At 71.0% G+C, this 26,322-nt stretch carries 27 protein-coding genes; 7 read left to right on the plus strand and 20 right to left on the minus strand.

Features of this window, described 5'->3' with window-relative positions; translation table 11 throughout:
- Positions 1 to 111: 111 nt before the first annotated feature.
- The 3 genes from glmM to rplM all read right to left on the minus strand — a co-directional run bounded on the left by glmM (position 112) and on the right by rplM (position 2,609).
- Positions 112 to 1,446, minus strand: a complete 1,335-nt coding sequence (glmM, locus tag ACZ63E_RS11605; protein WP_465335934.1) for a phosphoglucosamine mutase — start codon at positions 1,444 to 1,446, stop codon at positions 112 to 114.
- Positions 1,447 to 1,626: 180 nt separating this feature from the next.
- Complete coding sequence (gene rpsI, locus ACZ63E_RS11610) at positions 1,627 to 2,142, minus strand: 30S ribosomal protein S9 (protein WP_465308722.1); 516 nt, start codon at positions 2,140 to 2,142, stop codon at positions 1,627 to 1,629.
- 14 nt (positions 2,143 to 2,156) lie between these two features.
- Positions 2,157 to 2,609 (minus strand): 50S ribosomal protein L13, encoded by a 453-nt coding sequence (gene rplM, locus ACZ63E_RS11615; RefSeq protein ID WP_465308720.1) that lies wholly within the window; start codon positions 2,607 to 2,609, stop codon positions 2,157 to 2,159.
- A 259-nt stretch (positions 2,610 to 2,868) separates the two neighbouring features.
- Between rplM and ACZ63E_RS11620 the strand changes: the two genes are divergently transcribed.
- Positions 2,869 to 3,762, plus strand: a complete 894-nt coding sequence (locus tag ACZ63E_RS11620; protein WP_465335935.1) for a hypothetical protein — start codon at positions 2,869 to 2,871, stop codon at positions 3,760 to 3,762.
- Positions 3,763 to 3,784: 22 nt separating this feature from the next.
- Entirely contained in the window at positions 3,785 to 4,465 is a 681-nt protein-coding gene (locus ACZ63E_RS11625) for a DUF4333 domain-containing protein (protein ID WP_465335936.1), read from the plus strand.
- 143 nt (positions 4,466 to 4,608) lie between these two features.
- Here ACZ63E_RS11625 and ACZ63E_RS11630 read toward each other — a convergent pair whose 3' ends face one another.
- The 5 genes from ACZ63E_RS11630 to eccCa all read right to left on the minus strand — a co-directional run bounded on the left by ACZ63E_RS11630 (position 4,609) and on the right by eccCa (position 12,076).
- The gene (locus ACZ63E_RS11630) at positions 4,609 to 4,902 is read right to left on the minus strand and encodes a WXG100 family type VII secretion target (protein ID WP_465308714.1); all 294 of its coding nucleotides are present in this window, start codon (positions 4,900 to 4,902) and stop codon (positions 4,609 to 4,611) included.
- Between the two features lie 61 nt (positions 4,903 to 4,963).
- A complete protein-coding gene (locus ACZ63E_RS11635) occupies positions 4,964 to 5,281 on the minus strand; it encodes a WXG100 family type VII secretion target (RefSeq protein WP_465308712.1) in 318 nt (105 codons plus the stop codon).
- Between the two features lie 252 nt (positions 5,282 to 5,533).
- Positions 5,534 to 5,887 (minus strand): hypothetical protein, encoded by a 354-nt coding sequence (locus ACZ63E_RS11640; protein ID WP_465335937.1) that lies wholly within the window; start codon positions 5,885 to 5,887, stop codon positions 5,534 to 5,536.
- A gap of 14 nt (positions 5,888 to 5,901) precedes the next feature.
- A complete protein-coding gene (locus tag ACZ63E_RS11645; RefSeq protein ID WP_465335938.1) occupies positions 5,902 to 7,953 on the minus strand; it encodes a type VII secretion-associated protein in 2,052 nt (683 codons plus the stop codon).
- 106 nt (positions 7,954 to 8,059) lie between these two features.
- Positions 8,060 to 12,076: a type VII secretion protein EccCa gene (gene eccCa, locus ACZ63E_RS11650; protein ID WP_465335939.1), complete on the minus strand. Its 4,017-nt coding sequence runs from the start codon at positions 12,074 to 12,076 to the stop codon at positions 8,060 to 8,062.
- Positions 12,077 to 12,390: 314 nt separating this feature from the next.
- On the opposite strand from eccCa, the gene eccD reads away from it, so the two are divergent.
- Both eccD and ACZ63E_RS11660 read left to right on the plus strand, forming a co-directional pair.
- Positions 12,391 to 13,755: a type VII secretion integral membrane protein EccD gene (gene eccD, locus ACZ63E_RS11655; protein WP_465308704.1), complete on the plus strand. Its 1,365-nt coding sequence runs from the start codon at positions 12,391 to 12,393 to the stop codon at positions 13,753 to 13,755.
- 20 nt (positions 13,756 to 13,775) lie between these two features.
- Entirely contained in the window at positions 13,776 to 15,398 is a 1,623-nt protein-coding gene (locus ACZ63E_RS11660; protein ID WP_465335940.1) for a S8 family serine peptidase, read from the plus strand.
- 7 nt (positions 15,399 to 15,405) lie between these two features.
- Here the strand turns inward: ACZ63E_RS11660 and ACZ63E_RS11665 are convergent, their stop codons facing one another.
- The 3 genes from ACZ63E_RS11665 to eccB all read right to left on the minus strand — a co-directional run bounded on the left by ACZ63E_RS11665 (position 15,406) and on the right by eccB (position 18,537).
- Positions 15,406 to 16,515: a WXG100 family type VII secretion target gene (locus ACZ63E_RS11665; RefSeq protein ID WP_465336106.1), complete on the minus strand. Its 1,110-nt coding sequence runs from the start codon at positions 16,513 to 16,515 to the stop codon at positions 15,406 to 15,408.
- Positions 16,515 to 16,832, minus strand: a complete 318-nt coding sequence (locus ACZ63E_RS11670; protein WP_465335941.1) for a hypothetical protein — start codon at positions 16,830 to 16,832, stop codon at positions 16,515 to 16,517. The genes ACZ63E_RS11665 and ACZ63E_RS11670 overlap by 1 nt, the downstream gene beginning before the upstream one ends.
- Before the next feature lie 67 nt (positions 16,833 to 16,899).
- Complete coding sequence (gene eccB / locus ACZ63E_RS11675) at positions 16,900 to 18,537, minus strand: type VII secretion protein EccB (protein WP_465335942.1); 1,638 nt, start codon at positions 18,535 to 18,537, stop codon at positions 16,900 to 16,902.
- A 256-nt stretch (positions 18,538 to 18,793) separates the two neighbouring features.
- Between eccB and ACZ63E_RS11680 the strand changes: the two genes are divergently transcribed.
- The 3 genes from ACZ63E_RS11680 to ACZ63E_RS11690 are packed head-to-tail and all read left to right on the plus strand — an operon-like array spanning position 18,794 to position 21,089.
- Entirely contained in the window at positions 18,794 to 19,174 is a 381-nt protein-coding gene (locus ACZ63E_RS11680; protein WP_465335943.1) for a hypothetical protein, read from the plus strand.
- Between the two features lie 17 nt (positions 19,175 to 19,191).
- On the plus strand, positions 19,192 to 20,373 hold the full coding sequence (gene eccE, locus ACZ63E_RS11685) for a type VII secretion protein EccE (RefSeq protein WP_465336107.1): 1,182 nt from the start codon (positions 19,192 to 19,194) through the stop codon (positions 20,371 to 20,373).
- Positions 20,370 to 21,089: a hypothetical protein gene (locus ACZ63E_RS11690; RefSeq protein WP_465308694.1), complete on the plus strand. Its 720-nt coding sequence runs from the start codon at positions 20,370 to 20,372 to the stop codon at positions 21,087 to 21,089. Before eccE ends, ACZ63E_RS11690 begins: the two co-directional genes overlap by 4 nt.
- 52 nt (positions 21,090 to 21,141) lie before the next feature.
- Here ACZ63E_RS11690 and truA read toward each other — a convergent pair whose 3' ends face one another.
- From truA to infA, 9 genes are all read right to left on the minus strand, one after another.
- Positions 21,142 to 21,969 (minus strand): tRNA pseudouridine(38-40) synthase TruA, encoded by an 828-nt coding sequence (gene truA, locus ACZ63E_RS11695; protein WP_465336108.1) that lies wholly within the window; start codon positions 21,967 to 21,969, stop codon positions 21,142 to 21,144.
- 65 nt (positions 21,970 to 22,034) lie between these two features.
- Positions 22,035 to 22,700 carry a 50S ribosomal protein L17, sunset domain variant gene (gene rplQ, locus ACZ63E_RS11700; RefSeq protein WP_465335944.1) on the minus strand — a complete coding sequence of 222 codons (666 nt, stop codon included), beginning with the start codon at positions 22,698 to 22,700 and terminating at the stop codon, positions 22,035 to 22,037.
- 41 nt (positions 22,701 to 22,741) lie between these two features.
- Positions 22,742 to 23,812, minus strand: a complete 1,071-nt coding sequence (locus tag ACZ63E_RS11705) for a DNA-directed RNA polymerase subunit alpha (protein ID WP_004558887.1) — start codon at positions 23,810 to 23,812, stop codon at positions 22,742 to 22,744.
- A 92-nt stretch (positions 23,813 to 23,904) separates the two neighbouring features.
- Positions 23,905 to 24,510: a 30S ribosomal protein S4 gene (gene rpsD, locus ACZ63E_RS11710; RefSeq protein WP_285970653.1), complete on the minus strand. Its 606-nt coding sequence runs from the start codon at positions 24,508 to 24,510 to the stop codon at positions 23,905 to 23,907.
- Between the two features lie 23 nt (positions 24,511 to 24,533).
- On the minus strand, positions 24,534 to 24,941 hold the full coding sequence (rpsK, locus tag ACZ63E_RS11715) for a 30S ribosomal protein S11 (RefSeq protein ID WP_004558885.1): 408 nt from the start codon (positions 24,939 to 24,941) through the stop codon (positions 24,534 to 24,536).
- 18 nt (positions 24,942 to 24,959) lie between these two features.
- The gene (locus ACZ63E_RS11720; RefSeq protein ID WP_020643221.1) at positions 24,960 to 25,145 is read right to left on the minus strand and encodes a hypothetical protein; all 186 of its coding nucleotides are present in this window, start codon (positions 25,143 to 25,145) and stop codon (positions 24,960 to 24,962) included.
- Entirely contained in the window at positions 25,142 to 25,522 is a 381-nt protein-coding gene (gene rpsM / locus ACZ63E_RS11725; RefSeq protein WP_004558883.1) for a 30S ribosomal protein S13, read from the minus strand. Before rpsM ends, ACZ63E_RS11720 begins: the two co-directional genes overlap by 4 nt.
- Before the next feature lie 205 nt (positions 25,523 to 25,727).
- The gene (rpmJ, locus tag ACZ63E_RS11730) at positions 25,728 to 25,841 is read right to left on the minus strand and encodes a 50S ribosomal protein L36 (protein WP_004558882.1); all 114 of its coding nucleotides are present in this window, start codon (positions 25,839 to 25,841) and stop codon (positions 25,728 to 25,730) included.
- 33 nt (positions 25,842 to 25,874) lie between these two features.
- Positions 25,875 to 26,096, minus strand: coding sequence for a translation initiation factor IF-1 (gene infA / locus ACZ63E_RS11735; RefSeq protein WP_004558881.1), 222 nt, complete (start codon positions 26,094 to 26,096; stop codon positions 25,875 to 25,877).
- Positions 26,097 to 26,322 lie beyond the last annotated feature (226 nt).

Genomic DNA, 26,322 nt, shown 5'->3' on the forward strand with positions numbered 1-26,322 from the left:
GGGGGGGGGTGTCGGGGAACCCCCCCTCTTTTTTTCCCGGTCTTGGTTGGGGGGGGGGGGGGGGGGGGGGGCGCCCCCCCCCCCCCCCCCCCCCCCCCCCCCACGACGGGGTTACGAGACGGCTGAGACGACGCCGGCGAGCCGGTCGGCCGCCGCCTGGGCCGTGGCCTGGGCCGGGGCCTCCACCATCACGCGGACCAGCTGTTCGGTCCCGGACGGCCGCAGCAGCACCCGCCCCTCCTCGCCCAGCTCGGCCTCGACCTCGTCGACGGCGTCGCGGACCTCGGTCGATCCGGCCACCGCCGCCTTGTCCGCGACCGGGACGTTCACCAGCACCTGCGGCAGGCGGTTCATCACGGCCGCCAGGTCGGCGAGGGACTTGCCCGTCTCGGCCATGCGGCTCATCAGGCGCAGCGCGGTGAGCAGGCCGTCACCCGTGGTGGCGTGCGCCGGCAGGACGACGTGCCCGGACTGCTCGCCGCCGAGGGCGAAGCCGCTGGCGCGGAGCTCCTCGAGGACGTAGCGGTCACCGACCGCCGTCGTGACGACGTTGATGCTGTGGGCCTTCATGGCCAGGTGCAGGCCGAGGTTGCTCATCACGGTCGCGACCAGCGTGTCCTTGTGCAGCTCACCGGACTCGGCCAGCGCCAGGGCCAGCACCGCCATGATCTGGTCGCCGTCCACGAGCTCGCCCGCGGAGTCGACGGCCACGCAGCGGTCGGCGTCGCCGTCGTGGGCGATGCCGAGGTCGGCGCCGTGCTTGACGACCGCCTCGCGCAGCTTCTCGGGGTGGTTCGAGCCGCAGTGGTCGTTGATGTTGATGCCGTCCGGCTCGGCGAACAGCGCGACGACCTCGGCCCCCGCCCGGCGGTAGATCTCGGGGGCGGCGGCCGACGACGCGCCGTTCGCGCAGTCGACGACGACCTTCAGACCGGCGAGCGAGTGCGGCGTGACGCCGAGCAGGTGGGTGGCGTAGCGCTCGAGGGCATCGACGACGTCGTGGACGCGGCCGACGCCAGTGCCGGTCGGGCGGATCTTGCCGTCCGCGAGACCGGCCTCGATCTCGTCCTCGATGCCGTCGGGGAGCTTGTGCCCGCCCGCGGCGAAGAGCTTGATGCCGTTGTCGGGCATCGGGTTGTGCGACGCGGAGATCATCACACCGAGGTCGGCCTCGAGCGAGCCGACCAGGTAGGCGACGGCCGGCGTCGGCAGCACGCCGACGCGGAGCACGTCGGCCCCGGCGGAGGTGAGGCCCGCCACGACGGCGGCCTCGAGCATCTCACCGCTGGCGCGCGGGTCGCGCCCGACCACCGCGACCGGCCGGTGCGAGCGGTCGTGTGCGGCCAGCACGCGGGCGGCGCTGGCCGCCACCGCCAGCGCCAGCTCCGGCGTCAGCTCGGCGTTGGCCAGGCCACGGACCCCGTCGGTACCGAACAGGCGTGCCATCGATGGACCTCCTCAGTGCGGTTACGACAGTGCAACCACCACGACAACGTAGCGGCCCTCCCGGGCCGCGCTACCCCTGGATGTCGCTCCGGACCCCGGAAACGACACAGTCTGTGAAAACGCCGAAGCGCCCATCCGATGGACGGATGGGCGCTCCGGTGGGTTGCGCCAGGGGCGCGATCAGCGCTTGCTGTACTGCGGGGCCTTGCGGGCCTTCTTGAGGCCGTACTTCTTCCGCTCCGTGGCGCGCGCGTCACGGGTGAGGAAGCCGGCCTTCTTGAGGGCCGGGCGGTCGTCGGCGTCGACCTCGATGAGCGCACGGGCGATCGCGAGGCGCAGCGCGCCCGCCTGACCCGAGACGCCGCCACCGTGGAGGTTGGCGAAGATGTCGAACGAGTCCGGCTTCTCGACCAGGACCAGCGGCTCACGGATGAGCTGCTGGTGCACCTTGTTCGGGAAGTACTCCTCGAGGGTGCGGCCGTTGAGCTTGAACTCGCCGGTGCCCGGGACGACGCGCACGCGGACGACGGCTTCCTTGCGGCGGCCGACGGTCTGCGCGTTGCCGCCGGCGGCGCGCGAGGGACGCGGGGCGGCCTCGGACTCGCTGGTGGCGACGGGGGTCTCGCTGGTCGCGACGGCGCCGGTCTCGGTCGCCTCGGTCGTGACCTCGGCGGTCTCGGTCTCGGTGCTGGTCACAGACTGTTCCTCACTCACTGCGCGACCTGCGCGATCTTGGTGATCTCGCGCACCTGCGGCTGCTGCGCGGTGTGCGGGTGCTGCGGGCCGGCGTAGACCTTCAGCTTCTTCGCCTGGGCGCGGCCGAGCTTGTTCTTCGGCAGCATGCCCTTGACGACCTTCTCGAGAAGGTGTTCGGGCTTGGAGTCGAGCAGCTCGCCGAACGAGCGCTTCCGCAGACCGCCCGGGTAACCGCTGTGCCGGTACGCGAACTTCTGCTCGCGCTTGTTTCCGGTGAGCGCGACCTTCTCGGCGTTGACGATGATGACGAAGTCACCGGTGTCCACGTGCGGGGCGTAGGTCGGCTTGTGCTTGCCGCGCAGCAGCGTGGCGACCTCGGTCGCGAGCCGGCCGAGCACGACATCCTCGGCGTCGATCACGTGCCAGGCACGAGTGACGTCGCCGGGCTTGGGGCTGTACGTGGGCAAGGGTCTACCTCGTCGTCAACATTGCGTGTGGGTTCTGTGCGGGCCTAGCGCTGATGCGCCGCAACGCACAACGACATATGAAGATACCCCCACGTCCGCCGCGGCCACGCATCGGGGGTGGGTCCAGGGGCCGGAACAGTCCCGGCCCGCAGCGACTGTACCCGGTTTTCCGGCCGAAGTGCCTGCACTCGCCACCCCGACACGCGAGGATGAGACGATCCGGGCGACACGGTGCTTTCCAGCGGAGCGGGGGACGGCGATGAGCAGACGACCGACGGCGATCTTCGTCCTGGCGGCCGTCCTGGCCCTGGTCAGCGCGTGCGGCACGGCCAAGGCCGGGACCGCGCTGCCGAAGGGCGACGACGCGGCGGACTACGTCGGCGGCAAGTTCGAGCAGGTCATCGGCAAGCTCGGCGACGCCATCACCGACACGCGCGACGTCACCAACTCGCTCGACGCCTACTTCAAGTTCGACGACAAGTGGATCCACAGCACGGTGACGTCGGCCCGCACCGGCAGCCCGGAGAGCCGGGCGGTGCGGCACCGCTCGCAGAAGAACCCCGACGAGATCATCGACACGTACACCCCGGCGGACGGCGCGGTCGAGTACACCTACCTCGGCCCGGTCTACGTGCAGAAGGGCGTCTCGCCGACGGCGTGGGTGTCGATGCCGAAACCCGAGGCCGGCCTGATCGTGCCGTGCGCCTGGGGCGGGGTGCTGACGCCGTGCCGGATGGCGGACTCGACGGTCGACGCCTACCAGGCCGACAAGCGGGCCGTCCGCGGCGCGAAGAGCCTCGGCGACGGCAAGACGGCGCTCACGGTCAACGTGCCGTTCGAGGTCTTCGTCAAGAACAAGGTCGAGATCCTGCCGCAGAGCCTGGTCGACCAGGTCGGGCCGGAGCTGAAGAAGGCCGCGATCCCGACCACGATCACGCTCAACCCGGACGGCAGCCTGGCCTCGTTCGTGATGGAGGCCAAGTTCGCCGGCGACGGCCACCAGCTCGAGCTCAAGTACGAGTTCAAGTTCACCGGCAAGGCGAGCCTGCAGGACATGCCCAAGCTGCCGGACCCGGCGCAGATCACGGTGCTGCCCGACCGCGCGGCGATGGACGACTTCTACCGCCGGCTCGGCGAAGCGCAGGGCCAGTGACCACGACCCGAGGTGAACGCCGATGACCCAGCCGCCCGACCCGCGGCAGCCCCAGTGGTGGCAGCCGCCGGCGAACCCGCAGCAGCCGAACCCGCCGGCGTGGCAGCCGGAGCAGCAGCCGACCGGCCCGCACGCCGGCCAGTGGCAGCAGAACCCCGAGCCGCCCACCGGCTCGTACACGGGCCAGTGGAACCCGGCGCAGCCCGGCACGACCGGCTCGTTTTCCGGGCCGTGGCAGCCGAACACCACTCCAGGTGGTGGCTGGCCGGCCCAGCCGGGAACACCACCCGGCGGCGGTCCGGCACAGGGGCAGCAGCAGTACGGCGGCGGGTTCCAGCCGACGCAGTACGGCGGCCTGGGCGCGTTCACGCCGGAGCCGGCCCGGAAGCCGAAGTCGAAGAAGCCGTTGCTGATCGCGGGGATCGCGGTCGTGGTCGTCGTGCTCGGCGGCGGCGCGGCGTGGCTGCTGGGCGCGTTCCGCGGGGACGTGCTCGACCAGCAGTCCCTTGAGGACGGTGTGGTGAAGGTCCTCAACGAGAACTACGGCGAGCCGGACGTGAAGAACGCGCAGTGCCCGTCGAACCAGGCCGCCCACAACGGGACGACGTTCGACTGCACGGTGCAGATCGGCGGCCAGGAGAAGAAGGTGACGGTGCGGGTGCTGAACGACCGGCCGGAGTACGAGGTCGGCGCGCCGCACTGAGTTTTGTTGCGGGTGAAGCGGAAGCGAACGAGCAGAACGGGCAGTCCGCGGCACCGCGTCCACATTTCCCCACCGCACCAACGAAAACGGCGGGCCCTGCACCGAAGTGCGGGCCCGCCGGCGTGTTTCCGGGGGCTAGCGGCTCAGAACAGGCCTTCGACGGCGTTGTCCGTGGCCTGGTAGCCGTCGGCGATCTGCGGGAGGGCGGCGGCGATCTGGGCCAGAACCTGCTTGAGGTCCTCGAACTTCTGGTCCCAGGTGCGCTGAGCCGCGTCGTAGGACTCCTTGGCCGAACCGGTCCACGTGGTGACCAGCGGCTTGAGGTCGTCCTTCAGGCGGTCGAACGCCTGCTGCAGCTCGCCACCGGTGCTGTTGCAGTCATCGGCGGCCGCGTGGATGGTGGCATAATTGACGACAATGCCGGCGTCGCTGGGCATATTCGCTCCTTCGGTGCTGAGAAAGTTTTGGTGTACGGGAAGAAAAGTTCAGGGGTGAAGCTCAGCCGAGCGCTTCGAAGCCCTTGTTCAGGGCGCCGATGGTCTCCTGCTGCTGCTGCTCGGAACGCGCGTACTTCGAACCGGCCTCGCGGAGCAGGTCGGCGATGCGCTGCAGCGCCTGGTTCATCTGGCGGGCGTCGTCGTCGAACCGCATCATCACGTGGTCGAACGCCTTCTGCGCCTCGCCCTTCCACCCGGCGCGGGTGGCCTCGATGCGGTCGCGGAGCGTCGCGAGGTTCTGGTCCATGCCGGTGCGGACCTCGGTCACGCGGCCTTCGGCTTCGGTGAACTGCTGCGGTGTTCCCTGGAATCCACTCATGGTGGAACCCCCTTCGTAAGTGTTGTCGTCCGTACCGGGCTTGTTCGTTTGTACGGCCCTACGACGCAGACATTGCCATGTCCGGTTCCCCCTTGTCGTGGTTTGCCGGCAAGTAGTTGCTTGCGGGAACGCTGGCGTCCGGAACCGGTCGCCGCCGGTATTGGCCGCGTGCCACGACACGGCGATGCGTCACCCGAAAATGCGCGCCCTACCAGGGGAGTTAGCACACGCACAGCGATCACGCGCCGAGGCTCAGCGATCCCGATTCATGATTCGCATCTGGGAAAAGTCCTCCTCGTCGTCACCCGTTCGAGGGGGCCGGGCGGGAGATTGCGAACGCGAAGGAACCGAATCGGCGGGATCGGGAACCGGAACGGACAGTCCCCGGGCGCGGCGGAACCGTTCGGCGGCGGCGCGCAGCGTGCCCGGGGTCGGGTCGCCGGACTTCACACCGCGGCCGCTTCGCTTGAGCAATTCGACGTTTTCGCTGTGGTGACGCCGGTTGCGCGCCACGGCGTTCCCCGCGACGCGCCGGGCGTGCGTCACCGCGTCCTGGCCGATCCGTTTGAAGGACGCCGCGGCGCTTTCGAATTCCTCGGACGGCACCGCGCGCCCTCCTCTCAGTTCACGATTTCGGCGGTGCGCACGGCCTGCGTGCACGCCGCGTCGACCCGGCCCTTCAGCTGGTCCGTGGCGTACTGGCAGCCGACGTGGACGCGGACCCGGCCCTTCGCCACGACGTACCAGTCGACCTGGATGTCGGGGCGGTCCGGCTTGACCTGGTGGTAGAAGATCACCGTCCGGCCCGCGTACGACGCGCTCGGGTTGTACGCGCTGTACTGCTGCCGCGGGTCGGTCTCCACGCCCCGCCGGAGCTCGTCCGCGAGCTTCTGCGGGTCGGCGGTCGCGTCGTAGTCCATGACGTACTCCTGCGCGACCAGCAGGTCGTTGCCGTCGCGGGACTCCTGCGGGTGGATGACGACCTGCCGCTCGGCGACGCGGTCGTCGGTCTGGACCCAGTCCTCGGGCGCGACGAACTTGAAGTCGTACTGCGAGAGCGTCCGGCCGCTTTCGGGCTGGGCGCCCGAGTCGCTGAACACGAAGATCCCGCCAACGACGAGCGCGGCCACGACGACCACCGCGCCCGCGACGATCCCCCACAGCTTCCGGCGGCTCTTCTTCTCCGGCACCGCGGAGGCGCCGCCGGGGCGGTTGCCGCCCGGGGCCGGCTGCCCCGCGGGCGGGGTCCACGGCGGCCGGGCGACCGGCTGGCCGTGCGGCGGTGAGGGCGGCGGTGACGGCGGCGGGCCCCCGCGGTTCGGGAACCCGTTGGCGGCGGGCGGGCCCGGTGTGCGCGGCGGCGCCGGACGCGGGCCGGCGTCGGCCGGACGCTGGCCGGCGTCGGCCGGGCGCGGGCCGGCGTCACCGGGCCGGACGACCTCGGTGCGCTGCGCCGCCGGGCCGAGGGCGCCACCCGGGACCGCGCCCATCCGGGCCATCGCCTCGCCAGGGAGCGCGCCGGTGCGGTCCGGGTCGACCAGCACGGCCCGCAGCGCGCCGCGCGCGACGACCGTCTCCGGCTGGTCCAGGCTCGTCGGCACGACGCCGGTGCGTTCGTGCACCAGCCGCGAGATCATCGGGATCCGGCTCGACCCGCCGACCAGGAAGATCGCCGTGAGCTGCTTCGGGCGCAGGCCCGCGTCGCCGATCGCCGCGACCGTCAGCTCCACCGCACGGCCGAGCGGGGCCGTGATCAGCCGCTCCAGGTCCTCGCGGGTGACGTGCGCGTCGGCGAACGGCGGGGGCATCGGCACGTCGGTGTAGGCGTGCCGGGAGAGGGTTTCCTTCGCGCCGCGCACGTCCTGGCGCAGCACCCGGCGCCGGCGCCGGTCGACCAGCTCGCGGCCTTCGACGAGCTGGCGCCACGCGTCCTGGTCGGCCCCCGCCACGAGCGAGCCGACGTGCTCCAGCAGCGCCTGGTCGATGTCCGCGCCGCCGAACGCCGGGTCGCCGCGGGTCGCGAGCACCTGGAAGCCGCCGCGCTGGGGGCGCCCGGAGCGGTCGCGGGCGGGGTCCGGCGGGAGCCGGCGGACCACACTGACGTCGACCGTGCCGCCGCCGAGGTCCAGCACCGCGAGCGCGTCCCCCGGGCGGCCGCTGAACTCCACGGTGCGGTCGTTAGTCACGTCCTGCGGCGCGAACGTCGCCGCGTGGTAGACCGCCGCGGCGACCGGCTCCGGCACCAGCGCGACCTCGCGCGCCAGCCCGCCCGCGGCCTGCCGCAGCAGCCGGGTGCGGATGGCGCCCCAGTCCGCGGGGTGGGTCAGCACGAGCAGGTCGACCTCGGCCTCGCCGGCGAGACGGCGCGCTTCGGCGACCGCCCGGCCCAGGACCGCGTGCACCACGTCGGTGACCCGCAGGACGCTGTCGCCGAGCAGCAGCTCACCTTCGTCGATGCGACGTTTCGGGTTCGGCTCGTAACGCGACGGGTCGACGGCCGCCTGCCGCTCGGCCTCCTGGCCGACGAACAGCGTGCCGTCCGCCGCCGCGAACACCGCCGAGGACATCAGCGGCTGGCCGTCGATCACCACGACCTGCGGGTCGCGCCCGTTCACCGAAGCGACAACGCAGGTGCTCGACGTCCCGAAGTCCACCGCAACCCGGACCGTCACCAGCAGCTCCCGAAACAGTTCTTGTCGCGTTCCCCCGCGCCCGGCCGACGGGGCGATCCCTCGCGGAGGAACCTACCCTTCGCCGCCGGGCGTTCCGCCGCCGTCCTCAGTCCGGGTTGATCCACGACACCTGCATGAGCTGCTTGCCATACTTCCGGGTCAGCATCATGCCCCGGCCCGGCGGCATCGCGCTCGCCTTGATGTTGCCGACCAGCGCACCCTCGTCGCGGGAGCCGTTCATGACCATGCCCGGCGCCGCGATCTCCTTGAGCTTGCCGATGATCGGGTCGTACATCGCCTTCGACGCGCCACCGGTGCGCCGCACGACCACCAGGTGCAGGCCGACGTCCTTGGCCTGCGGCAGGAAGTCGGAGATCTTGCGCAGCGGGTTGTTCGTCGACGTCGCCACCAGGTCGTAGTCGTCGACCAGGACGAACAGCTCCGGGCCCTTCCACCACGAGCGGGTCTTCAGCTGCTCCTGCGTGACGTCCGGGCCGGGCAGGCGCCGGGTCATCGAGTTGAAGACGTCGCTGACCATGCTCTCCAGCTGCGCGGCCGACACCGCGTACCCCAGCAGCGAGTCACCCTGGACGAACCCGAGCATCGTGCGCCGGTAGTCGACCAGCAGGATCAGCGCCTCCTTCGCGGAGTAGCGCTCGGAGATGCCCCGGGCGATCTGCCGCAGCAGGTTCGTCTTGCCCGACTCGCCGTCGGCGAACGCGTAGAAGTGCGGCTCGGCGTTGAAGTCGAGGTAGATCGGCTGCAGGTCCTCTTCGTTGACGCCGATCGGGATCAGCTTCGAGTCCCGGACCTGGTCGAGCTTGAGCACCTCGTCGTAGGTGATCATCTCCGGCAGCAGCCGGACCTGGGGCGCGATCCGGCCGCGCCACGCGCCCTTGACCTTCGCGACCGCGTCGGCCACGCCGGAGGCGATCGTCTCCGGGTCGCTCGAGCCGTCGATCCGCGGGAGACCGCCCAGCAGGTGCAGCTTCTCCCGCGTCAGGCCCCGGCCCGGCCGCCCGGCCGGGATGTTCACCGCGACCCGGCGGTCGATGTCGGACTCGGTCGGGTCACCCAGGCGCAGCTCGAACCGGGTGCCGATCATGTCCTTGATCGCCGGGCGGATGTCCGCCCACCGGTTGGCGGCGATGACCACGTGCACGCCGTAGGACAGACCCTGCGTGGCCAGCCGGGTGATCGTCGTTTCCAGCTCTTCGAAGTCGTCGCGCAGCGCGCGCCAGTTGTCCACGATCAGGAACGCGTCCCCGAACGGGTCCTGGTCCGCGCGGATCTCCCCGCGGCGCTTGCGGTTGCGGAACTCGGTCATCGAGTCGATGCCCATCGCCCCGAACCGGCCTTCGCGCTCGGTCAGCAACGTGGTCAGCTCGGCCACGATCCGGCGCGCCTTGTCCGGCTCCCGCCGAGCCACCGCCACACCGCCGACGTGCGGCAGGTCCGCCAGACCCGCCAAGGTGCCACCACCGAGGTCGAGACAGTAGAACTGCGCCTCTTCCGGGGTGTGCGTCAACGCCATCGACATGATCAGCGTCCGCAGCATCGTCGACTTGCCCGACTGCGGGCCGCCGACGATCACACCGTGCCCGGCCGCGCCGGAGAAGTCCGCCCACAGCGGGTCACGGCGCTGCTCGTACGGGCGGTCGATGATGCCCAGCGGCACCTGCAGCCGGCCGTTGCCGAAGAAGCCGACCGGGGACAGGCCGCGGTCGTCGGTCGGGTTCAGGTTCGGCAGCAGCGTGTCGAGCGAGCTCGGGTCCTTCAACGGCGGCAGCCACACCTCGTGCGCCGGCGGGCCCTGCCCGATCAGCCGCGAGACGATGACGTCCAGCTCGCTGGGCTCGACGGCCTCTTCGGACTGCCGCTCCTCGACCTTCGGCGCCGCCTCGAGCAGCTCCGGTTCCGGCTCCTTCGGCAGCTCGACGAAGTCCGGGACGAACAGCTGCGGCCGCTTGTCCGCGCGGACCACGGTCGCCGCCGGGCCCGCCGCCTGGATGCCGGCCGGCCGGTAGGGGCCCGAGACGTAGGACGCCTTGAACCGCACCAGCGTCGAGGTGTCGAACTTGAGGTACCCGCCACCGGGCACCGACGGCAGCTCGAACGCGTCCGGCACGCCGATCGCGGCGCGGGACTCCGCCGCCGAGAACGTCTTCAGGCCGATGCGGTACGACAGGTGCGAGTCCAGGCCGCGCAGCTTGCCCTCTTCCAGGCGCTGCGAGGCGAGCAGCATGTGCATCTGCAGCGACCGGCCCAGCCGGCCGATCGCGACGAACAGGTCGATGAAGTCCGGCTTCGCCGCGAGCAGCTCGGAGAACTCGTCGCAGACGATGAACAGCGCGGGCAGCGGGTCGAGGTCCGCGCCGTTTTCCCGGGCTTTCTCGTATTCCCAGACGTTCTTGAAGTTACCGCCGTTCTTCAGCGCCTCCTGGCGCCGGTTCATCTCGCCGGCCAGCGCGTCCTTCATACGGTCGACCAGCGTGACCTCGTCCGCGAGGTTGGTGATGACCGCGGAGACGTGCGGCGCCTTGTCGAGGCCGAGGAAGGTCGCGCCACCCTTGAAGTCGACGAGGACGAAGTTGAGCGTGGACGACGAGTGCGTCGCCAGCATGCCCAGCACCAGCGTGCGGAGGAACTCCGACTTACCGGAACCGGTCGCGCCGATGCACAGGCCGTGCGGGCCCATGCCTTCGGCGGCGGCTTCCTTGATGTCCAGCTCGACCGGCTGCCCGTACTCGCCGACCCCGAACGGGACGCGGTAGCGGTCGCGGATCGGGCGGGGCCGCCACGCCTGCTGGACGTCGAAGGTCATCGGGTCGCCCGGGATGCCGAGCAGCTCCAGCAGCGACGGGTTGGACAGCAGCGGCTCTTCGTCGCTGACGTCCTGCCCCGCCGCGCCGCCGACGCGGTAGGGCGAGATGAGCCGCGCCAGCGACTCGGTCTCGACCAGGCTCAGGGTGTCCGGGCGGCCGAACCACTCGACCCCGCCGGCGCTGCGCGCGCCGAGCCGGTCGGCCTCCACGACCAGCCGGAGGCCGCGGCGGGCGGCGAGGTTGCCGATGGAGTCGGAGAGGTCGATCAGCGTGACGCCGACCAGGCCCTCTTCGAGGATGATCTGCTCTTCGCGGGTCACCTCGGCGTCGTCGACGATGATCACGACGTGCGGCTGGTCCGGCGCCGGGGTGGCGTTGCGGGAGAAGCGCTGGCGGTCACGCAGTTCTTCGTCGAGCCAGTTTTCGATCTGGGCCAGCGAACCGGCCATCATGCGGAGCTGGCCGATGCCGTCCGACAGCGTGGGGTGCTGGGCGTGCGGCAGCCACTTCGCCCACTCCCACTCCTCCTTCGCGCGGCCCGCGGTGGCGACCGCGATCAGCACGTCGTCCGGGCTGTGGAAGGTGACCATCTGGGCGAGCATCGCGCGGGTCAGGCCGCGGGTCAGGGCGCGGTCGCCCTGCATGCTCACCGCGGCGAACCCGCGGAGCGTGATCTGGGTCGGCAGGTCCGGCACGATCGAGTGCGCGCGCACGAACCGGCGCAGCGCGAGGGTGGCGATCGGCTCCAGCTCGTCGACCGGCCCGGTCTGCGGCGGGACCAGCCGCGTCGCGAGGCGGTGCGAGCTGCGCCCGACGCGCAGGTGCAGGAAGTCCTGGTCGTTCTGGCGGCGCTCCCACATCCGGCGGCTGGCGGCCAGCGACCAGAGGGACTGGGGGTCGGGGTGGACCCACTCGAGCGCGGCGCGCTGGTCGACCATCGCTTCGCGGGCGCGGTCGCGCATCTGGCCCAGGTACCGGAGGTAGTCCTTGCGGTCTTCGTCCATCTCGGCGCGCTTGGCGCCGCCGCCCTTGCCGCCCCCGCCGCCGGCCATCATCCCGAGCGTGCCGACGACCATCATGCCGCCCATGGCCATCATCATCGGGTTCCGGTTGCTGGCCTGGAACATGAAGACCATCATCCCGAGCGACGCGACGATCATGACGATCGGCAGCGCCTTCATGACGATGTTGCCGGGGATGACCCGCGGCACCTCGGGCGGCGGCTCGAGGTGCACCTCACCGCCCGGCGGGCGCGGTGCCGCCAGCCGCGGCGACTTCTTGAACTGCAGCGTGCTCATCGAAGGACCCCTCTTCAAACTCGACGATGGCGGCCACCGTTTTAGTGCACAAGGTGCGCGGACAACCTATCGAACGTCCCGGCGGAATTCCGGCGGATGCCGGATCCACCCGCCGGGCCCGCCCTGACCTCGCCTGACGAGTGTAGGGCCCGCCACCGACAGTAATGCCGGGCTCCGGCCGCCGACCAGCGGATGACGGTGAATTTCGGACGTTCGATGATGTCCGCGCCCGGGTCCGGTATAAGTTCCCCCGGGAGCAGTCTCATCAGAGCGGGGGCAGTGCAGTGGCTACGGGCACGACAGTTTTCAGCAGGGTGACGGTCGTCGCGCCCTCGACCCGGATCGACGTGGCGCTGCCCGCCGACGTCGCGGTGGCCGACCTCCTCCCGATGCTGCTGGACATGGCGAAGGAGTCGTCGCCGGACGGCGGCGCCCGCCACGGCGGCTGGGCGCTGGCGAAGCTGGGTGACGCCCCGCTCGACCCGAGCCGCACGCTGGCTTCGCTCGGCGTCGTCGACGGTGAGCTGCTGCAGCTGCGCAAGCGCAACGAGAACCCGCCGCCGCCGCTCTACGACGACGTCGTCGACGCGATCGCGGAGTCCTCCCCGGACAGCTTCCGGCCCTGGACCAAGGAAACGGCGAACCGCTTCGGGCACGTCGCGGGCGGGCTGGCGCTGGTCGCCGCCGCCATCGCGCTGTTCATGAGCGGGTCGTTCTACGGCGGCAGCGCGCTCGGCGCGGCCATCGCCGGCGGCATCGGCGCGATCGCGTGCGTCGCGGTCGGCGCGACGCTCGCCAAGGCCTACCAGGCGGAGGCGACCGGGGTGCTGATCGCCGCAGCCGGCGGCCTGCCCCTGGCGTTCGTGAGCGGCTTCTACATCGTGCCCGGGTTGTCCCTGCGGGCGAACCTGCTGCTCGGCGCGGTCCTCGTGATCATCGTCGCCTCGGTCTGCATCATGGTCATCGGCGCCGGCATCACGACGTTCATCGCGGCCGCGACCGCGGGCACCTTCGGCGCGCTGGCCTTCCTCTTCGGCACGCTCGTCGCGCACCCGGGCGCCGGCATCGCGGCCGGCACCGTCGCCGTCGCCCTCGCCTGCATCTCGGTCCTGCCGCGCGCCACGATCTGGCTCGCGAAGCTGCCGCTCCCGCACGTCCCGGGCAGCGCGGAGGAGCTCAAGGAGGACTCGGGCTTCCCCGACTACCGGGCGATCGAGCGCCGCACGGCGATCGCGCACAACTACATGACCGGCCTGATGATCGGCTGCGGCGCCACGGTCGCGGTGGCCGCGATCATCGCCGCCACCGCGCCCGGCGCGTTCGGGATCATCCTGGGTGTCGTCGCGAGCCTCGTCCTGATGCTGCGCGCCCGCGCGTACGCGAACGGCAGCCAGGCGATCGCCCTGCTCACCACGGGCCTGGTCTCGGCGACCGGGATCGCCGCCGGCTGGCTGGTTTCGGCGAGCGCCCAGAACCGCCTGCTCTACGTCTTCGGGGTGCTTGTCCTGCTGGCCGCGGGCGCGCTCGTGGTCGGCGTGATCTTCCCGAACCAGCGCTTCTCGCCGCCGCTGCGGCGCACCGTGGAGATCATCGAAGCGCTCTGCATCGCTTCGGTGCTGCCGCTCGCCCTGGGTGTGATGGACCTCTACACCACCCTGCGGCACCTGAACTTCAAGTGACCGGATCGGGTGACTCTCGGATGGTGGTAGGACGGCGTTTCGGCGCCACTCGGCGCACCACGACCGCGGTGCTGGCCGGCACGCTCGGCGTGCTGGCCCCGCTGGGCGCCGTGGCCCCGGCCGCGGCCCAGACGACATCGGCCGACGGCTACTTCGCGAGCCCGCCCCCGGTGGACATGAGCAAGCTGATCCCCGACTCGCGTCAGCCGGACAAGAAGTACAAGCCGTCGAAGGGGTGCGTCCAGCGCAGCACCCTCGGCCAGAACATCGTGCTGAAGAACCGGCCGTGGGGGCAGGACTACCTGCAGATCTCGGCGGCCCAGGCCATCGTCAAGGCGGCCACCGGCGGCATCGGCAAGGGTGTCCGGGTCGCCGTGGTCGACACCGGCGTGACGCGGCACCCGTGGCTGCAGGACCTCAAGTCGGGCGGCGAGTACGTCGCGAAGCCGGCGAACGGCCAGCCGGACGGGCTCGAGGACTGCGACGGCCACGGCACCGAGGTCGCCGGGATCATCGCGGGCAAGCCGGACAACCCGGAGGTCGGGTTCGTCGGGGTCGCCCCGGACGCGACGATCGTGTCCTACCGCCAGCTCAGCGAGAACTACGAGCCCGACACGTCGACGACCACGCCGCCCGCGAGCAACACCGCCGGCGGCACGCCGTCGTCGAGCACCAACCCGCCTTCCGGCACCGAGACCTCGCTTCCGCCCTCCGGCGGTGGTGGTGGCGGCAGCGGTGAAGGCGACCAGACGTCGCCCGGGCAGTCGAACGGCGGGCGCCAGCTGGAAAAGGCCGGCACCGCGGGCACCCTGAAGACGCTGGCCGAGATCATCCGCGGCATCGCCGAGCGGGGCGAGGCCGACATCATCAACATGTCGGTCGACAACTGCCGCGCCGCCACCGGCGGGATCACCGACGGCGAGCAGCAGGTCCAGGCCGCCGTGCACTTCGCCGCGGAGAAGGGCGTCGTGATCATCGCCGCCGCGGGCAACGCGACGGACACCTGCCCGCAGAACGACCAGCCGGACGCGAAGCGCCCCAAAACGATCGTGACTCCGCCGTGGTTCGCCGACGACGTCCTGTCCGTCGGCGCGATCGACGAAAACGGCGGCGTGGCGCCGTTCAGCGTCCACGGGCCCTGGGTCGGCGTCGCCGCGCCCGGGACCAAGATCACTTCGCTGGACCCCGCCGAGGGATCGGACGGGCTGGCCAACCTGACGTTCGAGAGCGGCGACAAGGCCAGCGAAATCCAGGGAACGAGCTTCGCCGCGCCCTATGTCGCCGGCCTGGCGGCGCTGGTCAAGGCCAAGTTCACGAACCTCGACGGCCGGGGCATCGTCAACCGGATCAAGCAGACCGCGCAGCACCCGGCCGCCGCGGGCGGTCGTGACAACTTCGTCGGCTACGGGGTGATCGACCCGGTGGCGGCGCTGACGGCGAGCCTGCCGTCGGAGGTGGGCGGCCTGGCGCCGATCCCGGCGCCGCAGCAGGCCCAGCTCCCGCCGGCCAACGACCGCGACTCGACCCCGATGATCGTGGCGCTGGCCGGCACCGGCGGCGGCGTCGCGGCGCTGCTGATCACGCTGTTCGTGATGCGCACCATCCGCCGCAACCGGCCCGAGGAAGCCGCTTCCCGGCGCTGATCCGGCGTCACGTCGCCGGGGGTTTCTTCGGCTTCGGGGCGTTTTCGTCCTCACCGATCACCGGGGGCGCCACCAAGCCCGGCTCCCCCAGCAGTTCCGACGACTTCACGATCGGCCGGTTCTTCGACGGGCGGCGGCCGCCCTGGCCGCCGCCGAACGAGCCGAAGCCCATCATCGGCATCATCGGCATGCCCGACGCGTTCTGGTGCGCCGCACTGTCTTCGGCCGGCTGGGGCGCCGCCGCGGCGGCGGGCTGAGCCGCGTCGGGGGTGCCCGCGCCCGTGTGCTTCGGCTCCGCGGGGTCGCCGTCGCCGCTCGCCGACGACGGTGTCGTCGACTCCTCGGCCGAGGACGGTGTCGTCGCATCGGCCGAAGAAGGCGAACCGCCGCCGGACGCGGTGTCCTCGTGCAGCGCGAAGCGCTCCTCGGGGTACCGGTGCGCGATCTCGATGCTGCGGGCCGTCGCGTCGGGATCGTCGACGCCGTCGCACAGCCGGTCGAACGCCTCGAGGACGTCCCGCGCCGTCTCGTAGAGCGCCTTCGCCGACTCCTGCGTCTCCCGCAGCTGGGTCCGCGCCCGGTTGGCGCCGCCGCTCGGCAGCGTCATCGTTTCGGAGATCAGGTCCGCGGCGTCGATCAGGACCTCGACGAGGTCGACGACGACGTGGCGGAGCGTCGTCACCAGTTCGTCGAGCGCGCCGGCGAGGACGGTCAGCGCCTCCTGGAGGTCGCCGCCCGCCGCGCCGATCTCCCTGATGTAGGCCACGAACGCGTCGGCGTCCCGGCCCTCCCAGCCGCCGTCGAGCCGGCCGAGGCCCTCGTCGAGCCGGGTGGACACCTCGGCCGCGGCGCTCGCCGCCCGGCGCAGCCGTTCCGCCTCGGCGCCGAGGTCGGCCCAGCGGCCGACCAGCGGGCGGAAGTACGTCTCGACGGGGTCGATCAGCCCGAGCTGGTGCGAGACGTCGGTGACGTACGCCAGGTACGGCTCGGCCGTGGCGGCGATCTCGGCGCCGTCCGCGTCCGGGGCGAAAGCCACCACGGGCACGGCCGGCGCCGGAGCGGCCGGCTTGGCCAGCGGGTGCGGGATCGAGTCCGTGGCTTCCGGTTCGGCGAACATCATCCGAGCTCACCGGCCCGCTTGATCAGCGCCGCGGCTACCGCGTCCTGCCCGCTGTGGCGGACCGTGACGTGCCGCAGCGCCTCCGCGGCCGACTTCAGCGCCTCGGCGCCGTCGGTCAGCTGGCGCCGCAGCGCGCCGGCCGCGCGGCCGTACGACTCACCGAGCCCGATCCGCGCCCCCAGCGGGCCGTAGGACTCACCGGAAACGCCTTCGCCCCCCACGTCGGCCGCGGCCGCACGGAGGTCGTCAGCGGCCTCTTCAGCCGTCCGGGCGTACTCGGCGACGACCACGCCGTCCATCCTCAAGCCGGCCATGGCATCTCTCCGCTCGCCAGAAGATCCGTCGGGCGTAGGACGTCCGCCGCCGCCCGATGGTTCCGCCTCAGCCGCCCGCCTGCGCGGCCGGGGCCGGGAACGAGCCGGCGTTCGGGTCGATCGGCACCGAGTCGAACTGCTTGAGGACGTCCTGGGTGTTCAGCGAAGCCCCGGTCGGCAGCAGGCCGATGATCGACTCGGGGGCGGGCTGCCGGTTGTTCAAGCCGATCGCGTCCGCGGTCGCGGCGTCCGGGACGCTGTAGCGGATGCCGCGGTCGGAGATCAGCTGGATCGTGCCCTTGCCGAAGCTGGCCTGGCCGGTCGCGGACTGGACCACCGCGCCGAAGCCGGGCTGGAGGTAGAACCCGTTGATCGGCACGCGGTTCGGGCCCGGCGTGGTGACCTTCGTCGTCGCGAACTTCGGGCCGTGGCTGTTCTGCCCCGGCAGCAGGGTGTCGATGTAGACCGAGGTGTGGCCGTCGCGGTTGGCGCCGTCACCGACGACCGACCAGCCGAGGCAGGCGACCGCCGAGTTCTTCGTCGCGTCGAGGACCGTCGGGACCGAACGCGGGAACGAGTCGACCGGGATGTAGTCGGCGTCGCCGGACCGCAGCACGCGGATGCCGGACAGCTTGTCGAGCCCGAGGGTTCGCAGCGAGCTCGCGCTGCCGTGCTTCGCGACGCGCACGACGTCGGCGACCGCCTGCGACACCTGCTGGATGCCGTTCGTGGTGATGGCCCAGTACTGCGGCTGCTCACCCGTGGGCTGCGTCGAGAAGACGTCGCCCGCCACCAGCCCGTCGAGGTCGGCCGGGGCCGGGCCGTCCGGGATCTGCGGCGGGGTCAGGCGCGGCACCTCGGGGATGGCGTTCAGCAGGCCCGGCGTGATCTTCCGCGGCTTCTGGTTCAGCAGCTGCAGGGCGGTCGAGACCGAGTTGTGCAGGTCGCTGGTGTCGATCTCGGCGCGGACGGTGTTGGCGTTCGGGCGGTTCTGCGTGCTCGGCAGGCGGTAGATCAGGTAGGTCTTGCCGTTGTCCGCCTTCGCCAGCAGCGCTTCCTTCTCCCCCAGCTCGGTGCCGAGGCCGCTCGGGGCGACGCCGCCGAAGACGGACGTCTCGGTCTTGCCGATGTCCGGGTTCGGCTGCGTCGGGTCCAGCAGAACCTGGTCGCACACCGCCCAGTTGGGGGTGATCCGCTGGGACTCCGTCGGGATCAGCTGCGGCCCGTCCGGAATTCCGGTCAGTTTTCCGCGTGGAATGTCCCTCAGCTGGTCGTCGGAAACGACCGTGGGGTTCTTCACAGCCGCGGTGCTCGCCGCGGCCGGAGCGGCCGGCGCGGCGCCGGGGCTGGTGCCCGCGCTCGACTGCTTCTGCTGAGCGAGCAGAAGCAGCCTGGCGGACGCGAGGTTGAACGTCGGGACGAGCGTCTTCGGGTTGCCCATCACCACGTAGACCGTGCCGGACTGCTCGCCGATGACGATGTTGCCGGCCTCGGGCACCGACGGCGCCGGGCTGAGCAGGGCCAAGACGACGAACACGATCGCGACGAGGGCGCCGAGCACGACCCCCACGATCGTGGCCCGCGTGTGGGTGCGCATCGGGTCGTGCAGCATCACGGCGTCCCGCCGGACCAGCGCCGACTGCATCCGGCGCAGGACGAACTTGTAGGCCTGAACCTGAGATTTGGTCGTCGGTGTTGATGGCATTCTCGACCTACAGTCCTCCCCGTCGCGGTACGGTTCCGCAGGATAGCCGTACGGGGACCGTCTGGTGTGGGGTTTCTACCAACTCAAGCTAGGGTCGGACACCCCGGGACCCGGCTTCCGGGTACGGAGTGAACTCGAGGGGAAGAGAAAGCGCGGATGTCCGTCACCAACCCTCCACGTCCGCCTGGCCCGCCTGGGCCCCCGCCGCCCGGGCAGGGACGCCCCGGCCCGCCGCCGCCGCGGCCCGGGAGACCCGGTGGCCCTGGTGGAGTGCCGGGCGGTCCTGGCGGCCCCGGTGGCGGTCCTGGTGGGCCCGGTGGGGTTCCCGTTGGTCCCGGCATGCCTCCGCGCGGCCCCGGTGGTCCCGGCCCCGGTCCGGGTGGTCCTGGCGGCCCGGGTTCCGGCGGACCTCGTCCCGGTGGCCCGAGTGGACCCGGTGGGCCTGGCGGTCCCGGTGGGCCCGGCGGCCCGGGTGGACCTGGTGGACCTGGTGGTCCCGGCGGACCTGGTGGCCCCGGCGGCCCGGGTGGCCCCGGCGGCCCTCAGGGACCCGGCGCCGGTGACTCCGACGGCCCGTCCGCCCCGGCCGGCGCGACGAGGCTGGCCCCGCCCGCCCGGCGGCGCTCTTCGGGCGTGAACCTCGGCCCGCTGCCGGTGGCGAACCTCGTGGTGCTCGAGGTCGGCCTGGCGGTCGGGCTCGTGCTGCTCGCGATCGACATGTCGCTGAAGTACGTCGGGATCGGCATCCTCGCCTTCGCGCTCATCGTCGCGCTGCTGCGCTGGCGCGGCCGCTGGTTCACCCAGTGGGTCGGGCTGACGACGCGCTACTCCTTCCGCTCCCACGACCGCGTCGCGGAGCCGCTGCCGCCGAGCACCGTCGAGGAGCTGGCCGCCGAAGAGACCACCGTCACGGGCCCGGACGACGCCCGCGTGAACCTGCTTCGCATCGCGGTGCCGGACCTCGTCGTCGCGCACGGCGTCGACCACGAGCGCCAGCAGGTCGGGCTCGCCTGGAACGACGGCACCTGGACGGCGGTGCTGCTGGTCGAGCCGACCCCGGCGCTGATCACCCAGGCCGGCGGCGCGCCGAGCCTGCCGCTGGCGGCGCTCGCGCCGTGCCTGGAAGACCGCGGCGTGATCCTCGACGCGATCCAGATGATCTGGCACTGCTACCCGGGCAGCGCGGCGCTGCCGTCGGACTCACCGGCGTTGAGCTCCTACATGGAGGTGCTCGGCCCGCTGCCCGCGGCGGCGCGGCGGACGACGTGGGTCGCGATCCGGCTCGACCCGAAGCGCTGCCCGGCGGCGATCCGCGAGCGTGGCGGCGGTGTGGTCGGCGCCCACCGCGCGCTGATCGGCGCGCTTTCCCGCGTGCGCAACGCGCTGGAGTCGCAGGGCGTGCCGACCCGGCCACTCGACCCGGACGAGCTGCTGCGGGCGAGCATTTCGGCCGCGGAGCTGACTTCCGTCGCCGGTTCGCCGAACAAGGTGACGCTGCAGGAGCGGTGGTCCGGCGTGACCGCGGCCGGCATCGGCCACGCGAGCTACGCGATCACCGGCTGGCCGAAGGGCAAGATCAGCGGCAGCCTGGACGCGCTGACGAGCGTCCGCGCGCTGTCGGCGACGCTCGCGATGTCGATCTCGCCGGCGTCCGACGAGGGCAAGATCGGCCTGCGCGGGGTGGTCCGGCTGAGCGCGCGCAATCCGCGTGAGCTCGACGCCGCCGACCAACGGCTGCACGGGCTGTCCGAGCGGCTGGGAGTGGACCTGACGCCGCTGCGCGGGTTGCAGGTCTCCGCGTTCGCCGCGACGTTGCCGATCGGAGGCACAGCATGAGTACCCGCGTCCGTGACGCCGGACAGAACGTCGGTGTGGCGCCGGAGTTCACCGTGGACCCCGCGATGCTCGACGCGATCAGCCCCTCGGGCGACCGCGGCGGCATCGTGCTCGGCTCGGGCCTGAAGGGCGAGCCGCTGACGATCTCGGCGCTGCGTTCGACGCCGACCCGCATCGTGCTCGTGGGCGGGCTGTACCTGGCCCGCCAGGTCGCGATGCGCGCGATGGCGGTCGGCGCGTGGGTCGTGGTGGCGACCGGGCGCCCGACGGAGTGGCAGGTGCTCTCCCGCGCGGCCGGCACCCGCGACGGCCGGCCGTCACCGCTGGTGCAGATCCGCCGGCTGTCCCCGGTCGAGCTGCCGCGGCCGTCGGAGGACGCGCCGCTGCTGGTGGTCACCGACGGCGGCCCGACCCCGCAGGACCTGTTCCCGCCTCGCTCCCCCTGGCAGACGACGATCTACGTGCTCCCGTACCTGCACCCGCAGGCGGGCGCGACGGCCAACGCGGCGGACCTGGTGCTGATGCAGCGCCTCCCGGCGGGCCAGGCCGAACTGGCGGCCCGCATCTGGCGGCTGCCGCCCCAGATGATGCGCCAGCTGACGACGTTGAAGGACGACCAGGTGGTGGCATTGGGCCGCAACCTGTGGCGGCCGCTGAGGCTCGTGACGACGGGCAAGGAGCAGCAGCTCCTGGGCCCGGTCCGCCGCGGCGACTGAGGTTTTCCACGAAATGCGGGTGGCTGCCCGGAGCCACCCGCATTTTTGTGTGTCAGAGCGAGGTGCGGACGTTCCTCGTCTGCTCCGCCCGGGCGGCCAGCTCCTCGTCCGGCGGGTAGTCCACGGCCGTCAGCGTGAGGCCGTGAGCGGGCGCCACGGCGCTGTCGCGCACCCCGCTCGCCAGCACTTCCGAAGGCCAGTCACGCCCTCGCCGGCCGTCGCCGACCAGGAGCAACGCTCCCACCAGGCTGCGAACCATCGAGTGGCAGAACGCGTCCGCCGAGACCGCGATCTCCAGCAGGTGCTCGTCCACCCGGCGCCACTCCAGGCGCTGCAGCTCGCGGATCGTCGTGCCCGTGTCGCGCTGCTTGCAGTACGCCGCGAAGTCCTGCAGCCCCAGCAACGCCGAAGCGGCGTCGTTCATCGCGTCCGTCGACAGTGGACGGTTCCAGGCCAGCGTGTCGTGGCGGCGCAACGGGTCCACGCCCCACGGCGCGTCCGAGACGCGGTAGCGGTAGTGACGGCGGATCGCCGAAAACCGGGCGTCGAAACCCTCGGGCGCGATCCGGGCGCCGAGCACCCGCACGTCGCCCGGCAGGAGGCGGTTCCAGCGGCCGGCCATTCGGGTCAGGTCCGGGATTCCCTCCGCGGAAACGGGAATCCGCCCGGAAGGAGCCGAGAGCGGGACGACGTCGACGTGCACCACCTGGCCGCTCGCGTGCACCCCGGCGTCCGTGCGGCCCGCCACGACCACGGACTTCGGCACGGACGCTCCCGGCGGCTGCCGCTGCAATGCCTCCTCCAGGAGGCCCTGGACGGTCCGCCGGCCCGGCTGGCGGGCCCAGCCCGAGAAGTCCGTGCCGTCGTAGGAGACGTCCAGACGCAGACGAACGAGCCCGCCGTCCCCAGCGGGGAGGGCGGGCTCGTCCGGAACGGCTTCCGTCGTCAGGACTCGTCGTCCTGCTGCGACGGCGGCAGCGAGAAGCCCGCGGCTTCGGCAGCCTCGGCGGAGGCGAACCACACCTCGGCCTTGGTCTGCTCGTAGTACGGGCTTTCCTCGGTGTGGTAGTACTTCGACTCGTCGTTGCCCTTGATCGGGAAGCCCTCGGGCTGCGTCCCGTCCTCGAGCGCGGCGTGGCTGCCCTCACCGTAGGGAGCAGCCGCTTCCTCGGTGGTGGCGGCGGCCTCGACGGCCGGCTTCTCGTCCTTGGCGAACTTGGTCTTGCGAGCCCGCTCGGCTTCCGAAGTCACGGTCTTCTCGTTCACCAGCTCGATGACCGCCATCTTGGCGTTGTCGCCCTTGCGCGGCATCGTCTTGGTGATCCGGGTGTAGCCGCCCGGCCGCTCCGCGAAGTGCGGACCGATCTCGGCGAACAGCTTGTGGACGACGTCCTTGTCACGGACGACGCGCTGAACCTGACGGCGGTTGTGCAGGTCGCCCCGCTTCGCCTTCGAGATCAGCTTCTCGGCCAGCGGACGGACCCGCTTCGCCTTCGCCTCGGTCGTCGTGATCTTGCCGTGCTCGAACAGCTGCGTGGCCAGGTTGGCCAGGATCAGCCGCTCGTGCGCGGACGACCCGCCGAGCCGGGCTCCCTTGGTAGGGGTGGGCATTGGTTCTCCTCGTTCAGCTCACAGCGTCCAGGCTCAGCGCCTCAGAGCTGCTCGGTCTCTGCGTAGTCCTGGCCATCGTCGTGGCCGTCCGAAATCCCGTCGGCGATGCCACCGACACCCTCCGACCAGCCTTCACCGTCGTAGCTGGCGGCCGCCGCGGTCGGGTCGAACCCGGGCGGGCTGTCCTTCAGCGCGAGGCCGAGGCCGACGAGCTTGAGCTTGACCTCGTCGATCGACTTGGCGCCGAAGTTGCGGATGTCGAGCAGGTCCGCCTCGCTGCGCGAGACGAGCTCGCCCACCGTGTGGATGCCCTCGCGCTTGAGGCAGTTGTACGACCGGACGGTGAGGTCCAGGTCCTCGATCGGCATCGCGTAGGCGGCGATGGTGTCCGCTTCCTGCGGCGACGGGCCGATCTCGATGCCCTCGGCGTCGACGTTCAGCTCGCGGGCGAGACCGAACAGCTCCACCAGCGTCTTGCCGGCCGACGCGACCGCGTCGCGCGGCGTGATCGACGGCTTGGTCTCGACGTCCAGGATCAGCTTGTCGAAGTCGGTGCGCTGCTCGACACGGGTGGCCTCGACCTTGTAGGTCACCTTGAGCACCGGCGAGTAGATCGAGTCGACCGGGATCCGGCCGATCTCCGCGCCCGCCTGCTTGTTCTGCAGGGCCGGAACGTAACCGCGGCCGCGCTCGACGACGAGCTCGATCTCGAGCTTGCCCTTGCCGTTCAGCGACGCGATGTGCAGGTCCGGGTTGTGCACGGTGACACCCGCCGGCGGCACGATGTCGGCCGCCGTGACCTCACCGGGGCCCTGCTTGCGCAGGTACATGGTGACCGGCTCGTCCTCTTCCGAGGACACCACGAGCTCCTTGAGGTTCAGGATGATGTCGGTGACGTCTTCCTTCACCCCGGGAACGGTGGTGAACTCGTGCAGCACGCCGTCGATGCGGATGCTCGTCACGGCCGCGCCCGGGATGGACGACAGCAGCGTGCGACGCAGCGAGTTGCCGAGCGTGTAGCCGAAGCCGGGCTCCAGCGGTTCGATGGTGAACCGGGAGCGGGTCTCGTTGACCGTCTCTTCGCCGAGAGCCGGCCGCTGGGAAATCAGCATTTTTCCTAATTCCTTTCCAGACGACGCCCGCCATATGACGTCGAAGGGATGGCGCGGCGGCGGCGCACCTGTTGCGCCGCCGCCCGAAAAAACTACTTCGAGTAAAGCTCGACGATCAGCTGTTCCTGAACCGGAACGTCGATCTGCGCACGCTCCGGCAGCTGGTGGACCAGCACGCGGAGGTTGGACTGGACGACCTGCAGCCACGCCGGGATCGGGCGCTCGCCGAAGGACTCCTTCGCCACGACGAAGGGCAGCATCGCGAACGACTTCGGCCGCACGTCGATGATGTCCCACTTCGAGACCTGGAAGGACGGGACGTTGACCTTGACGCCGTTGACCAGGAAGTGGCCGTGGCTCACCAGCTGACGCGCCTGACGGCGGGTGCGGGCGATGCCGGCGCGGTAGATCACGTTGTCCAGGCGGGACTCGAGGATCTGCAGCAGGTTCTCACCGGTCTTGCCGGGACGCCGGACGGCTTCCTTGTAGTACCGGACGAACTGACGCTCGAGAACGCCGTAGGTGTAGCGAGCCTTCTGCTTCTCCTGCGACTGCAGGAGGTACTCGGACTCCTTGATGCGCCCGCGGCCGTGCTGGCCCGGCGGGTAGGGGCGACGCTCGAAAGCCTGGTCGCCGCCGATGAGGTCAACCTTGAGGCGACGCGAAATACGCGTCGCGGGGCCGGTGTAACGAGCCATTTCTTCTTACTCCTCCCCGTTCCTCAGACCCGGCGCCGCTTGGGCGGGCGGCAGCCGTTGTGAGGCTGCGGGGTCACGTCCTGGATGGTGCCGACCTCGAGGCCGGCCGCCTGCAGCGAGCGGATCGCCGTCTCGCGGCCCGAACCCGGGCCCTTCACGAAGACGTCGACCTTCTTCATGCCGTGCTCGGCGGCCTTGCGGGCAGCGTTCTCGGCGGCCATCTGCGCGGCGAACGGGGTGGACTTACGCGAGCCCTTGAAGCCCACGTGACCACTCGACGCCCACGCGATCACGGCACCGGTCGGGTCCGTGATCGAGACGATGGTGTTGTTGAAGGTGCTCTTGATGTGCGCGTGACCGTGCGCGACATTCTTCTTTTCCTTGCGGCGGACCTTCTTGGCCCCGGCCGCAGTACGAGACTTCGGTGGCATGTTCTGAGGGTTCTCCTGTTAGCGCGCGTTCTCTTGGTGAGCGGCGACCGCTTCGGCCTGGCCGCGCCGGATGATCGAACCGGCGTCGGTGTACAGGTTGCGGAGCGCCATCGGGCGGGCGTAGAGCGCCTTGGGCGAGACACAAGCCGAGCCGCGGCGCTGGGCGCCGCCCATCTGCACGACCTTCTTGCCCTGGACGCTCACTTCTTGCCAGCCTTCTTCTTGCCGGCGACCGTCTTCTTCGGACCCTTGCGGGTACGGGCGTTGGTCTTCGTGCGCTGACCGCGGACGGGCAGTCCGCGACGCCAGCGAAGGCCCTCGTAGCACCCGATCTCGATCTTCCGACGGATGTCGGCGTTCACCTCGCGGCGAAGGTCACCCTCGACCTTGAAGTTTTCTTCGATGTACGTACGCAGCTTCGCGAGGTCGTCATCGCTGAGGTCTTTGACGCGGGTGTCCGCGTTGAGCTCGGCAGCCTTGATGAGCTGCTTCGAGCGGGTACGGCCGATGCCGTAGATGTACGTAAGCGCGATCTCCAACCGCTTTTCGCGGGGGAGGTCTACGCCAGCGAGTCGTGCCATTGGCGCTGATGCTCCTTCATTGAATTCATCTCCAGGTCTGCTCCCCGTCCGGTTCCGGGACCGACTCGCCTGTCGTGCCCTCGGCTTGCGCCTCGGGTGTCCCAGCCCCGGCCTGAAGTCCGGGGGTGAACCGGGCCACTCGCGTGGCCCGGCAGGTGCGGGGAGGGTGTGTAGCCGTCAATCCACTCTGGTCGAGTGCGAGTGATCAGCCCTGCCGCTGCTTGTGCCGCAGGTTCTCGCAGATCACCATGATCCGGCCGTGCCGGCGGATCACCTTGCACTTGTCGCAGATCTTCTTGACGCTCGGCTGGACCTTCACGTCTTCTGCTCTCCTAGTAGCTGCTCTTCGTGATCACTTGTAGCGGTAGACGATGCGACCACGAGAGAGGTCGTAGGGCGAGAGCTCCACGACAACCCTGTCCTCGGGCAGGATGCGGATGTAGTGCTGCCGCATCTTGCCGCTGATGTGTGCCAGGACCTTGTGACCGTTCTCCAACTCGACGCGGAACATCGCGTTGGGGAGCGGCTCGACTACGCGGCCTTCGACCTCGATGGCCCCGTCTTTCTTCGCCATGTCCTCCGCATTTCCTTGTCAGCACTGCCTGTCGCCACACCTGATCAACTCGAGCACTAGTGCTGGGTTGGGTGGTGCGTGGCACACTGGTGCCCGGGTCCCATGATCGTGAATTCACGAGCGCGCAGGATCCGGGCGCGATAAGTGCGCCGACTTGACAGTGTACGCAACCCGTGTCGCGACCCCCAAACCGGGGGTAACCATGCTAGGAGAACGTGCAGGTGGA

This window comes from Amycolatopsis sp. NPDC104819, assembly GCF_055583145.1.

What these genes read in the sequence shown, in the direction of transcription:
- glmM (WP_465335934.1), bottom strand. Translation starts at nt 1,446, where the DNA reads ATGGCACGCCTGTTCGGTACCGACGGGGTCCGTGGCCTGGCCAACGCC.
- ACZ63E_RS11670 (WP_465335941.1), bottom strand. Translation starts at nt 16,832, where the DNA reads ATGGCCGGCTTGAGGATGGACGGCGTGGTCGTCGCCGAGTACGCCCGG.
- eccB (WP_465335942.1), bottom strand. Translation starts at nt 18,537, where the DNA reads ATGCCATCAACACCGACGACCAAATCTCAGGTTCAGGCCTACAAGTTC.
- rpsK (WP_004558885.1), bottom strand. Translation starts at nt 24,941, where the DNA reads ATGCCACCGAAGTCTCGTACTGCGGCCGGGGCCAAGAAGGTCCGCCGC.
- ACZ63E_RS11665 (WP_465336106.1), bottom strand. Translation starts at nt 16,515, where the DNA reads ATGTTCGCCGAACCGGAAGCCACGGACTCGATCCCGCACCCGCTGGCC.
- ACZ63E_RS11620 (WP_465335935.1), top strand. Translation starts at nt 2,869, where the DNA reads ATGAGCAGACGACCGACGGCGATCTTCGTCCTGGCGGCCGTCCTGGCC.
- rplQ (WP_465335944.1), bottom strand. Translation starts at nt 22,700, where the DNA reads ATGCCCACCCCTACCAAGGGAGCCCGGCTCGGCGGGTCGTCCGCGCAC.
- ACZ63E_RS11705 (WP_004558887.1), bottom strand. Translation starts at nt 23,812, where the DNA reads ATGCTGATTTCCCAGCGGCCGGCTCTCGGCGAAGAGACGGTCAACGAG.
- eccCa (WP_465335939.1), bottom strand. Translation starts at nt 12,076, where the DNA reads ATGAGCACGCTGCAGTTCAAGAAGTCGCCGCGGCTGGCGGCACCGCGC.
- ACZ63E_RS11690 (WP_465308694.1), top strand. Translation starts at nt 20,370, where the DNA reads ATGAGTACCCGCGTCCGTGACGCCGGACAGAACGTCGGTGTGGCGCCG.
- rpsD (WP_285970653.1), bottom strand. Translation starts at nt 24,510, where the DNA reads ATGGCTCGTTACACCGGCCCCGCGACGCGTATTTCGCGTCGCCTCAAG.
- ACZ63E_RS11625 (WP_465335936.1), top strand. Translation starts at nt 3,785, where the DNA reads ATGACCCAGCCGCCCGACCCGCGGCAGCCCCAGTGGTGGCAGCCGCCG.
- ACZ63E_RS11660 (WP_465335940.1), top strand. Translation starts at nt 13,776, where the DNA reads ATGGTGGTAGGACGGCGTTTCGGCGCCACTCGGCGCACCACGACCGCG.
- ACZ63E_RS11635 (WP_465308712.1), bottom strand. Translation starts at nt 5,281, where the DNA reads ATGAGTGGATTCCAGGGAACACCGCAGCAGTTCACCGAAGCCGAAGGC.
- rpsM (WP_004558883.1), bottom strand. Translation starts at nt 25,522, where the DNA reads ATGGCACGACTCGCTGGCGTAGACCTCCCCCGCGAAAAGCGGTTGGAG.
- ACZ63E_RS11630 (WP_465308714.1), bottom strand. Translation starts at nt 4,902, where the DNA reads ATGCCCAGCGACGCCGGCATTGTCGTCAATTATGCCACCATCCACGCG.
- infA (WP_004558881.1), bottom strand. Translation starts at nt 26,096, where the DNA reads ATGGCGAAGAAAGACGGGGCCATCGAGGTCGAAGGCCGCGTAGTCGAG.